Raw genomic sequence first — 11,177 nt, forward strand, 5'->3', positions numbered from 1 at the left:
GGGGCAGGGAGACGCGAACGGCGCGTGTGCGCGGAACGGGGCGTCCGATGGCGAAGGGGCGGGGCCGACAGCCTGAGCGTGCATTCTAGGAGCCGACGACGGCTTTTTCAATGGCTCCGGAGAAATGTCGGATTCGACTGATGGATTTCTGCGGCGAACGCCGCCCGATATGACGAAAGAGACCTTTCGTATGAATGGCGCGAAATATCGCCGAGGGGGCGCGCCCGGGCCAGCATGGCACGCCCGGGCGACAATCCGGTGAAGCCTCTCCGGGGCCTTCCCGCAGGGCTCGTTTTGTCGGGGTCGACCCGTAGTGTTCTTGTTGTGAGCGACCGATGGAGTATCGACGACGTATGGGCCGTCGCCCCGGACGCCGCGTCCCGCAAAGCCGCCGTCAAGGTGGGCAAGGCGGCGTCGTGGCCGCAGCGGGGGGCGGTCGCCGCGTCCGCCGGCGGCACCTCCGCCGTGTGGGGCGAGTGCCAGGGCAGCGGCTCCAAGCCCTACCTGGCCGCCGTCCACCTGGACGGCGGCACCGGCCCCGCCTACAAGTGCAGCTGTCCCAGCCGCAAGATCCCCTGCAAGCACGTCCTGGGCCTGCTCGCCCTGTGGGCGCAGGGCGAGGTCGCCGACCGGGAGGACAAGCCCTCCTGGGTCGGCTCCTGGCTCGACGGGCGGGCCGCCCGGCAGGCACGCGCCGCGGATCCCGCCAAGGCGGCCCCCGCCGACCCGGCCAAGGCGGCCGCCACCCTGCGCGCCCGCGAGGAGGCCGTCGCCGCCGGACTGGCCGAGCTGCGCCTGTGGCTGCACGACCAGATCGACGCCGGGCTCGCCGAGGTCCCCAAACATGGCTACGACCACTGGGACCGCATGGCCAAGCGGCTGACCGACGCCAAGGCGCGCGGCGCCTCGGGCTGGGTCTCCCGGCTGCCCTCCGTGGCCCGGCAGGAGAGCTGGCCCGAGCGGGTCCTGGAGCACCTGGGCCTGCTCCACCTGCTCATCGACGGCTACGGGGCGGGCGACGCCCTGGGCGAGCGCACCCGCGGCGCGATCCGCTCCCGGGTCGGCATCACCCTCAAGGCCGACGAGGTGCGGGCCGGCGGCGAGAGCGTCGGCGACACCTGGGTGGTGCTCGGCCGGCGCACCGTCCCCGGCGCCGAGGACGACATGACCGGCCTGCGCGTATGGCTGCGCGGTGCCCGGACCGGGCGCACCGCCCTGGCCCTCAGCTTCGGCCGCGCCGACCAGGCACCCACCACCCCCTACCGGCTCGGCACCGCCGTGGAGGCCGACCTGTCCTTCTACCCCGACGGCCACCGGGTCGTCCCCGACCCGGGCACCGAGCTCCCCGGGCCCGTTCCGCAGGGCACCACGGTCGCCGGCGCGCTCGACGCCCACGCCGCCGTCCTCGCCGAGGACCCCTGGCGGGAGACCTGGCCGGTGGTCCTGGCCGACGCCGCCCCCGCCCGGGACGACCGCTGGTACCTGGCCGACCCCAGCGGCGACGCCCTGCCCCTGGCCACCGGCGCCCCCCGGCGCCTGCTGGCGGTCACCGGCGGGCGCCCGGCCACGGTGGCCGCCGAGTGGTCGCCCGCCGAAGGACTCACCCCCCTCGCCGTTTGGGACCGGACCGGAAAGGCGATCCCCCTGTGACCACCCCCTCCCCGGCCCCCGACTCCTGGGACCTGCTGGTCTCCGCCGCGCTCGTGGGCACCGCCCGCCGCGCGGTCCCCGAGACCCCCGACCTGCCCGCCACCGGCGAGAGCGAGGGCGCGGCCGCCCTCCTCGACCGGGCCGCCCTGGCCACCGTGCGCCGCCTGGCCGGGTACACGCCCGCCCGGGTCGACCCGATCGACCCCGACCCCGGCCCCGACCTGCCCGAGGTGGGGGAACAGGCCGTCCGGCGCCTGGAGGCGATCCTGGCCGACCGCTCCGAGCTCCTGCCCGAGTGGCTGGAACTGGTCGCCGCCGCGGGCCTGCGCGCCCCCGCCGAGCACCTGCCCGCCCTGCTGGACCGGGGCGCCCGCGATAGCGCGCTGCGCTCCGCGGTGGCCGCGGCCGGCGGCTCGCGCGGGCGCTGGCTGGCCCGGTTCGACCCCGACTGGGCGTACCTGCTCACCGAGTCCGACCCCGCCGACGTGTTCGACGAGGACACCTGGCTGCACGGCACCGAGGGCGAGCGCCGCCGCATGCTCGGCGCCCTGCGCGCCGCCGACCCGGCGCGGGGCCGCGAACTGCTCGCCGCCGTCTGGCCCGACCTGCGCAAGGCCGAACTGCGCCGCCGCCTCCTGGAGGCGATGGAGACCGGCCTGGGGCCCGAGGACGCCGACCTGCTGGAGACCGCCCTCGACGACAAGGGCGCCAACGTCCGCGGCCTGGCCCTGTCCCTGCTCACCCGGCTGCCGCACAGCGCCCACGCCGACCGGCTGCGCGACCACGTGCGGGCCCACGCCGGGCCCGGCCCCAAGGACACCGTCGTGGTCACCCCCGTCGAACCCGATGAGGCCGGCCTGCTGCGCGACCTCGCCCTGGCCCGGCCCACCGGCGAGATCGGCCTGCGCGAACGCTCCGAGTACCTGTGGACGCTGGTCACCCGCACACCGCTCGACGTGTGGACCGACCTGCTCGGCACCGATCCCGCCGGGGTCCTGGAGCGGGTCGCCCGCTCCGGCGACGACGAGCTGCACGACGCCCTCCTCAACGCCATCGGCGTCCAGGAGGACGCGGTGTGGGCCCGCGCCGCCCTGGGCCTGCTGGAGGGCCGGGTCACCGACCGGATGGTCAAGGCCGCCCGCGGTCGCCGCTCCCTCCAGCTCGAACCGCTGCTGCGCGTTCTGCCCGTCGGGGAGCGCTGCGCCCTGGTGGAGCGCTCCTTCGGCCCCGGCACCGGCACCCGCGACGTGTGGTCCCTGCTCAACGCGGTCCCCGGCCCCTGGACCGCGAAGCTGGTGCACCAGGTCGTGGACCGCCTCGGCGGCAAGGGCTGGGACCGCGACCAGGGCGGCTACCGGTCCGTGTGCCTGCTCGTCGCCGAGCGCACGCCGCCCGAACTGGTCGACGACCTGCCCAGGGAGACCCCCAACCTGGCCGCCGTCGGCGGCGGCCCCAGCGACCACGCCTACCAGAGCCTGCTCGACACCCTTCGCTTCCGCCTCGACATGCACAAGGAGCTCGTGTGACCACCTCCTCCGCCCCCTCCATCTCCACCGACGCGGCGCAGGCCCTGCGCCCGCACGCGGAGCAGACCTACGCCGCCGAACTGGAGGCGCTGGCCAAGGCGGACGACCGGCGGCGCCCCCCGGGCTGGCGGCTCTCCCCCTGGGCGGTGACGCAGTACCTCCTGGGCGCCACCCTGGAGGACGGCACCGAGATCACGCCCAAGTACATCGGCGCCCGCCGCGTCGTCGAGGTCGCCGTCGCCACCCTGGCCACCGACCGCGCGCTGCTGCTCATCGGCGTCCCCGGCACCGCCAAGACCTGGCTGTCCGAACACCTGACCGCTGCGATCTCCGGCGACTCCACGCTCCTGGTGCAGGGCACCGCGGGCACCTCCGAGGAGGCCGTCCGGTACGGCTGGAACTACGCCAGGCTGCTCGCCGAGGGCCCCTCCCGGGAGGCGCTGGTGCCCAGCCCCGTGATGACCGCCATGGCGCGCGGCGCCATCGGCCGCATCGAGGAGCTCACCCGCATGCCCTCCGACGTGCAGGACGGCCTCATCACCGTGCTCTCGGAGAAGGCGCTGCCCGTGCCCGAGCTGGGCATCGAGGTACAGGCCCAGCGCGGGTTCAACATCATCGCCACCGCCAACGACCGCGACCGCGGCGTCAACGACCTGTCCAGCGCCCTGCGCCGCCGCTTCAACACGGTGGTGCTGCCGGTGCCCGACAGCGCCGAGGACGAGGTCCGCATCGTCACCCAGCGGGTGGAGCAGCTGGGCCGGTCCCTGGAGCTGCCCGACGTGCCCGCCGGGCTCGACGAGATCCGCCGGGTGGTCACCGTGTTCCGCGAGCTGCGGTCCGGGGTGACCGAGGACAACGGCACCAAGGTCAAGTCGCCCAGCGGCACGCTGAGCACCGCCGAGGCGATCTCGGTGCTCACCAACGGGATCGCGCTGGCCGCGCACTTCGGCGACGGGGTGCTGCGCCCCGCCGACGTGGCCGCCGGGATCCAGGGCGCCGTGGTCCAGGACCGGGTGTCCGACGGCGTGGTCTGGCGCGAGTACCTGGAGACCGTGGTCCGCGGCCGCGAGGGCTGGGGCGAGTTCTACCGCGCCTGCCGCGAGGTGGGCGCCTGATGGCACGACTGGACACGAGCGGTCTGCACGTCCTGGGCGTGCGGCACCACGGGCCGGGTTCGGCCCGCGCGGTCCGGGCGGCGCTGGCCGAGATCAAGCCGGACGCGGTCCTCATCGAGGGGCCGCCGGAGGCGGACGCGCTGATCCCGCTGGTGGGGGAGCTGGAGCCGCCGGTGGCGCTGCTGGTGCACCTGGCGGACCCGCCCAAGGACGCCGCGGCGTCGGCCGCCGGGTGGGCGTTCTGGCCGTTCGCGGCGTTCTCGCCGGAGTGGGAGGCGCTGCGCTACGCCGCCGAGAACGACGTCCCGGTGCGGTTCTGCGACCTGCCCGCCGCGCACACCCTGGCCGAGCGGCTCGCCGAGACCGAGCCGCCGGAGGAGGACGGGGCGGCGCCCGAGGAGGGCGCCACCGAGGAGGGCGTCACCGAGGACCCCGAGGCGGTCGGCCGCGACCGGCTGCGCCTGGACCCCCTGGGCGTGCTCGCCGAGGCCGCCGGGTACGACGACGCCGAACGCTGGTGGGACGACGTCGTCGAGCAGCGCGGCGACGGCGAGCCCTCGCCGTTCCCCGCCATCGCCGACGCCATGGCGGCCGTCCGGGAGGAGAGCGGCCCCGAGCAGGGCCGCGGCGCCCGCCGCGAGGCGTACATGCGCCAGGTGCTGCGGGCCACCCTCAAGCAGGGGCACGAGCGGGTCGCCGTCGTCTGCGGCGCCTGGCACGCGCCCGCCCTGCGCGGCGTCGCCGACTTCCCCGTCAGCGCCGACACCGCACTGCTCAAGGGCCTGCCCAAGGTCAAGGTCAACGCCACCTGGGTGCCCTGGACCCACGGCCGGCTGGCCTCCGCCAGCGGCTACGGGGCCGGGGTCACCGCCCCCGGCTGGTACCACCACCTGTACACCGCCCCCGACCTGCCGGTCCACCGGTGGCTCACCGAGGCGGCCCGGCGGCTGCGCGAGGAGGGCCACCACGTTTCCTCCTCGCACGTGATCGAGGGCGTGCGGCTCGCCGAGAGCCTCGCCGTCCTGCGCGGCCGCCCCCTGGCCGGGCTCGACGAGGTGTCCGAGGCGCTCACCGCCGTCCTGTGCGAGGGCGAACCCGTCCGCGCCGCCCTGGTGCACCGCGCCATGGCGATCGGCGAGCGCATGGGCTCGGTGCCGCCCACCACGCCCATGGTCCCGCTGCAACGCGACGTCATCGCCGCCCAGAAGCGGCTGCGGCTCAAGGCCGAGCCGTTCGACCGCGACCTCGACCTCGACCTGCGCAAGGAGGGGCACCGCGAGCGCAGCGTCCTGCTGCACCGGCTGCGCATGCTCGACGTCCGCTGGGGCGACCCGCAGGAGACCTCCGGCGGCAAGGGCACCTTCCGGGAGGCCTGGCGCATCCGCTGGGAGCCCGAGCTGGACGTGGCGCTCATCGAGGCCAGCCGGTGGGGCACGACCGTCGCCGGGGCCGCCTCGGCCCGGGCCGCCGAGCGCGCCGCCGACGCCGACCTGCCCGAACTGACCGCCCTCACCGAGCAGTGCCTGCTGGCGGACCTGGCCGACGCCCTGCCCGGCGTGCTGGCCCTGCTCACCGACCGGGCCGCCACCGACGGCGACGTCACCCACCTGATGGGGGCGCTGCCGCCGCTGGCCCGCTCCGCCCGCTACGGCGACGTGCGCGGCACCGACGCCGCGCACCTGCGCACCGTCGCCGAGCAGATCCTGCGCCGGGTCTGTGTGGGGCTGCCCCCGGCCGTGCACGGCCTCGACGACGAGGCCGCGGCCCGGTTCGTCACCCGGATCGACCACACGCACTCCGCCGCCACACTGCTGGGCGGCGAGGCGCTCGCCGAGTGGGAGGCGACCCTGGCCTCCCTGGCCCGCCGGGAGACCCTGCCCGGCCGGATCTCCGGGCGCCTCAACCGGATGCTGTCCGACGCCGGGCACATCGACGCCGACGAGCTGCGCCGCCGCCTGGGGCTGGCCATGTCCCAGGGCACCGAGCCCGCGGCGGCCGCGGCCTGGCTGGAGGGGTTCCTCCAGGGGAGCGGGCTCGTGCTGGTCCACGACGACCGGATGCTCGGCCTCATCGACGCCTGGCTGCTGGGCCTGCCCGAGGAGCGGTTCACCGCGGTGCTGCCGCTGCTGCGCCGCACCTTCGGGGCGTTCGACGGCACCGAGCGCCGCGAGATCGGCGAGGCCGCGGCCCGGCTGGGCGGCGCCCGCCGGGTCGAGGTCCGCGCCCGGGCCGCCGTGGACGCCGACCGGGCCGCCCCCGCCCTGGCCACCGCCCTGGCCATCCTCACCGACGGAAGGAAGCGCGCATCGTGAACGCCACGGACGCCATCGACGAGCGCGAACGCCGCTGGCGGCTGGTGCTGGGCCGGGAGGCGCGCTGCCCCTCCGGGCTGGGCACCACCGACCAGGCCATGGACTCCGCCCTGGAGGCCCTCTACAACCGGGGCGACGGCGCGGGCTCCGGCGCCGGCGGCGACCGGCGCTCCGCGGGCCTGGGCGGCTCCGCCCCCCGGGTGGCCCGCTGGCTCGGCGACATCCGGGAGTACTTCCCCTCCACCGTCGTCCAGGTCATGCAGAAGGACGCCATGGAGCGGCTGGGCCTGCAACAGCTGCTCCTGGAGCCCGAGATGATGGAGGCCGTCGAGCCCGACGTCCACCTCGTCGGCACCCTGCTGTCCCTCAACCGGGTGATGCCCGACAAGGCGCGCGAGTCCGCCCGCGCCCTGGTGCGCAGGGTGGTCGAGGACCTGGAGCGCCGGGTCGCGCAGAAGACGCGCTCGCTGGTGCAGGGCGCCATCGACCGCTCCGCCCGCACCCACCGGCCGCGCCGCGTCTCCGACATCGACTGGAACGCGACCATCCGCCGCAACCTCGCCCACTACCTGCCCGAGCACGGCACGATCGTGCCGCAGACCCTCGTCGGGTACGGGCGGCGCAGCCAGGGCGTGCAGAAGGACGTGGTCCTGGCCATCGACCAGAGCGGGTCGATGGCGTCGTCGGTGGTGTACGCGAGCGTGTTCGGCGCGGTGCTGGCGTCGATGAAGACGCTGCGCACCTCGCTGGTCGTGTTCGACACGGCGGTCGTGGACCTCACCGAGCAGCTCACGGACCCGGTGGAGGTGCTGTTCGGCACCCAGCTGGGCGGCGGCACGCACATCAACAAGGCGATCGCGTACTGCCAGGGGCTGATCGACCGGCCCGACGACTCGATCTTCGTGCTGATCAGCGACCTGTACGAGGGCGGTGTCCGGGCGGAGATGCTGCGCCGGGTCGCGTCCATGCAGGCGGCGGGGGTCCAGGTGGTGGTCCTGCTGGCGCTGTCCGACGAGGGCGCGCCGTTCTACGACCGCGAGAACGCGGCCGCGCTGGCGGAGATGGGGGTCCCGGCGTTCGCCTGCACCCCGGACGTCTTCCCGGAGCTGATGGCCGCCGCCATCCAGGGACAGCCGCTCACCGCGTGGGTGGACAAGCAGAAGGACGCCTGACCGCGCCCCGGGCGGCCCCGGGGCGACAAGGGACCGAAGCCCCGGATGGGGCGCCGCGCCCCGGGGAAGGAATGCGGCCGGGAATCCGGGCCACCAGGTGGGGCCGTGGGCTGTTCACCGGTGGGGCACCCAGGAATACTCGATCCGGGCGGGCGGGGCTGTGGCGGTCTCCGCCCGCCCTTCCCGTGCCGGGGTCAGCCGCCGTAGAGGTGGACGCGGTCGTCGACGTCCACGGCCGGGGCGGAGGCGCGCGGGGCCCGGTACCCGATGCGCAGGGTCCAGTCGCCGTACGTCCAGTCCGACTGGTGGGACAGGGCGGTGAAGCGGAAGTTCGCCCGGTAGCGGCCGACCTCCCCGGGTCGCAGGGTGAACAGGGGGCGCGGCCAACGCCGGGGGAAGGCCTCCGTGCCCCCGGGCGCGCGGGACACGGTCAGCAGGCCGCCGTGTTCGCGCAGGCGCAGGGACCAGGGGATCCCGGACCGGGGGACGTACCGCGCCTCCTCCCGGGGCTCGTAGTCCCACCGCTCCCACATCTCCACGTTGTGGAGGAGGACCTGTTCCGGATCCGGCCCGGGGAGGTCGGGCAGGGGGAAGGCGTCGGGCAGCCCGCGCCGCAGGTCCGCGGACCGGGCGTCGCGGCCCGCCTTGGTCCACCACACGGAGACGCGCTGCACGGTGATCGGGGGAGTGCGCATGTCCCCATCATGTCCCAGGACACGCGGACGCCGCCTCGGTCGCACAACGAATCCGATTGATTACTTTTAGTGGTCAAAGTGTCTCGGAAAGCGGTGTGCGGTGTCCTCACGATTCTCGTTCCTGGCGCGCGCCTCCGCCGGGGCCTCCGCGGTCGCCGTGCTGGCGGTCCTGGCCTCCCCCGCGCCGTCGTCGGCGGCGGCCGGGGAGGAGGTCTGCGCGCACGTCCGCGAGGACGGCTCCTGCGCGCTGGTGCTGACCGGAGGCCCGGCGGCGCCCGCGCTCCGGGCGGACGGCCCGTGGCTGGAGGTCCCCGGCCGGGACCCCGACTGCCGCACCGGGGAGGGCGTGCCGGTCGAGGTGTTCCCCGGCGACGACGGCGTGTTCCACCTGGCCCCGGGGGAGGGGACCGTCTTCTGCGACGTCACCGCGCAGGCGAGGGGCGGGGAGGCCGCCGGCCCGTCCGGGGCGGCGGAGGCCGCCGAGTGGGCGGGGCCCGAGGGCGCGCCCGAGCCCGGCCGGTCCGCCGATCCGCCCGGCGCGGCGGGGACGCCCGGGGCCACCGGGGGCGCCGGGGTACCCGGGACCGGCGGGGGGACGGACTCCTCGGCCGTCCCCGAGCCGGTCGACCGGTCCGGTGCCGCTGAGACTCCGGAGGCGCCCGGGACCGACGGGCGGTCAGAGCCCTCGGCCGTCCCCGGGCCCGTCGGCCCGCCCGGCGCACCGGAGGCTCCGGGGACCGCCGGGGACGGCGGTGCGCCCGAGGCGTCGCCGCACGGGGAACACGGTGGGGCGCCCGGGGAGGGGCACGCCGGGACCCCCGGGGAGCCCGCCGGGGAAGAGGCCCCCGCCGACCCGGCGCCCTCCGCCTCACCGTCACCGGAGTGCCTCGGGAACGGCGGGGCACACCAGGGTTCGCGGGAGTGGCAGCGCTTCCCCGTCGAGCGGACCGGCCCCTGCCGGGGCGCGCCCCTGGCACAGTGGCCCGACCTGGAGGCCGCGGCCGGGCAGGCGGCCCGGCTCGCCTTCGTCGACCTCGCCGACCGGTTGGGCGTCTCCGTGTTCGACCTCGCCGAGCACCTGGGCGTCGACGGGGTGCGCGGACTGTCCCGGCGCTCCGTCGACGAGCTGGCGGGCATGCTCGGGATCACCCCGCAGGACCTGGTCGACCGCTCCGAGGAGGCGGCCGCGGCGATCATCGCCGCGGAGTCGTCCTCACTCGCGGGCGGGGCGTCCTCACTCGCCGGCGGGGTGTCCCCACTCGCCGACGGGGCGTCCCCGTCCCTCGTCCGCCGGAGCGGCGGCCTGTTCGGGAGGCCCGACCGGCTGCCCGACACCGGCCCCCGCGCCGCCGTCCTCGTGCACGGCGGGGTCCTGCTCACCGCGGCCGGTGCCCTGGTGCTGCTGCTGGCCCGCCGACTTCCGTCCTGAACCGGTCACCGGGGCCGGGAACCCCGGGCCGCCGCCGGGAGTCCCACACGTGGGCGCGACCGAGGGGGGGAAGGGACCTGGTGGACGGAACGCACACGGGTGATCTGCTGGCGGGGGACGGCGACGGGCCGGAGGAGGTCAACGACCTCCTGGACGACGGCGGCGACACCGTCAGCGGAGCCAGCCGATCGCTGCTGGCCGAGCGTTCGCCGGACGCGACGAAGACGACCGTCCTGCTCCGGGACGAGCTGGGCCTGCCCACGGTGGGCGAGATCGGCGGCGACCTGCTGGGCGTGGAGGCCGAGGCCGCCGCGCGCGACACCGGCCTGCCCGGCCTGGCGGTGGGGCTGCCGCCCCGCCCCGTGCCGGACACGGTCATCGACGAGGCCGACCACCCCGGGCTGGCGCTGCGCGCGGTGTCCCTGCGCGGCGACCGCAACCGCGCGCGGGGCCTGCCCCGGCAGGAGTCCTTCGGGCTGTACCCCCTGGAGCACGCGGGGGAGCCGTTCGTCCTGGCCGTCACGGCCTGCGCGTTCCCTTCGGTCAGGGACGCCGACCGGGTCCGCCGGCTGCTGTGGCGCGGTGCGGCGGCCGAGATCGCCGGGCTCGCCGCGCCGCTGCGCGACCCCGAGCACTTCCGGAAGCTGTGCGCGCGGCTCCTGGGCCGCGCACTGGAGTACGGGCCCACGGGCGCCTTGACGGCGGCGCTGCTGCGCCTGTCGCCCGAGGGGGAGACCACCGACTGCCTGCTGTTCGGGACCGACGTCGCCTCCGCCCGCCTGCTGCGCGGCGGCGAGTGGGAGCCGCTGCCGGCCACCCTGCCCGCCGACCCGGACGGGATCCACGTCAACGGCCACCGCATCGCTCCGGGGGAGGCGCTCCTGCTGTGCGGCTCCGGGCTGTCCGGCCCGATGGCCGACGCCGAGACCGCCGAACGGCTGGCCGCCCAGTGGGGCTCGGGCCGGGTCCCGGGACGCATGGAGTTCGCCTGGCAGCTGGACTTCCGCGCGGACGGCCACGACGACGACCGCACCGCCGTCTGCCTCTGGGGCCTGTGACCCGCCCGTCCACAGCCTGTGGAAAACCCCGCCCGTCCCGGCTGCGGAGAATCTCGCTGCCGCCCCGGCCGGACCACCGCTTTCTGGCGCCCGGCCGCCATCGTCGAAGCCTTCGTGCGCCACCTGGTCGGATTGGTCGGCTGACCCGTACATGCCACTCCCGAAAGGCCATATCGGAACGGGGCCGGTGCGGCCGCAAACGGCCAAAGCCCTGTGGGGC

General features: G+C 76.1%; 8 protein-coding genes. 7 read left to right on the forward strand and 1 reads right to left on the reverse strand.

The features are described from left to right. Nucleotides 1-399 precede the first annotated feature (399 nt). Genes ABZ249_RS17045 through ABZ249_RS17065 form a run of 5 tightly spaced genes read left to right on the forward strand, consistent with a single transcriptional unit; the run spans nt 400 to nt 7,775 of the window. Nucleotides 400-1,650: an SWIM zinc finger family protein gene (locus ABZ249_RS17045; RefSeq protein WP_355263523.1), complete on the forward strand. Its 1,251-nt coding sequence runs from the start codon at nt 400-402 to the stop codon at nt 1,648-1,650. After that, complete coding sequence (locus ABZ249_RS17050; protein ID WP_355263386.1) at nt 1,647-3,176, forward strand: DUF5691 domain-containing protein; 1,530 nt, start codon at nt 1,647-1,649, stop codon at nt 3,174-3,176. The genes ABZ249_RS17045 and ABZ249_RS17050 overlap by 4 nt, the downstream gene beginning before the upstream one ends. Next, a complete protein-coding gene (locus tag ABZ249_RS17055; protein ID WP_220563801.1) occupies nt 3,173-4,291 on the forward strand; it encodes an AAA family ATPase in 1,119 nt (372 codons plus the stop codon). The genes ABZ249_RS17050 and ABZ249_RS17055 overlap by 4 nt, the downstream gene beginning before the upstream one ends. After that, a complete protein-coding gene (locus tag ABZ249_RS17060) occupies nt 4,291-6,603 on the forward strand; it encodes a DUF5682 family protein (RefSeq protein ID WP_355263389.1) in 2,313 nt (770 codons plus the stop codon). Before ABZ249_RS17055 ends, ABZ249_RS17060 begins: the two co-directional genes overlap by 1 nt. Continuing rightward, entirely contained in the window at nt 6,600-7,775 is a 1,176-nt protein-coding gene (locus tag ABZ249_RS17065) for a VWA domain-containing protein (protein WP_355263392.1), read from the forward strand. The genes ABZ249_RS17060 and ABZ249_RS17065 overlap by 4 nt, the downstream gene beginning before the upstream one ends. A 194-nt stretch (nt 7,776-7,969) precedes the next feature. On the opposite strand, the gene ABZ249_RS17070 is transcribed toward ABZ249_RS17065, so the two are convergent. Further along, nucleotides 7,970-8,470: a hypothetical protein gene (locus ABZ249_RS17070; protein ID WP_355263395.1), complete on the reverse strand. Its 501-nt coding sequence runs from the start codon at nt 8,468-8,470 to the stop codon at nt 7,970-7,972. A 100-nt stretch (nt 8,471-8,570) separates the two neighbouring features. On the opposite strand from ABZ249_RS17070, the gene ABZ249_RS17075 reads away from it, so the two are divergent. Together ABZ249_RS17075 and ABZ249_RS17080 are read left to right on the forward strand one after the other, a co-directional pair. Beyond that, nucleotides 8,571-9,899: a hypothetical protein gene (locus ABZ249_RS17075; RefSeq protein WP_355263398.1), complete on the forward strand. Its 1,329-nt coding sequence runs from the start codon at nt 8,571-8,573 to the stop codon at nt 9,897-9,899. 80 nt (nt 9,900-9,979) lie between these two features. Further along, entirely contained in the window at nt 9,980-10,957 is a 978-nt protein-coding gene (locus tag ABZ249_RS17080) for a hypothetical protein (RefSeq protein ID WP_355263401.1), read from the forward strand. Nucleotides 10,958-11,177 lie beyond the last annotated feature (220 nt).

The organism is Nocardiopsis sp. NPDC006139, from assembly GCF_040614155.1.
Classification (GTDB): Bacteria; Actinomycetota; Actinomycetes; order Streptosporangiales; family Streptosporangiaceae; genus Nocardiopsis; species Nocardiopsis changdeensis.

Bases quoted from the DNA above. Each gene is read 5' to 3' on its own strand.
- ABZ249_RS17060 (WP_355263389.1), top strand. From the start codon at position 4,291: ATGGCACGACTGGACACGAGCGGTCTGCACGTCCTGGGCGTGCGGCAC.
- ABZ249_RS17070 (WP_355263395.1), bottom strand. From the start codon at position 8,470: ATGCGCACTCCCCCGATCACCGTGCAGCGCGTCTCCGTGTGGTGGACC.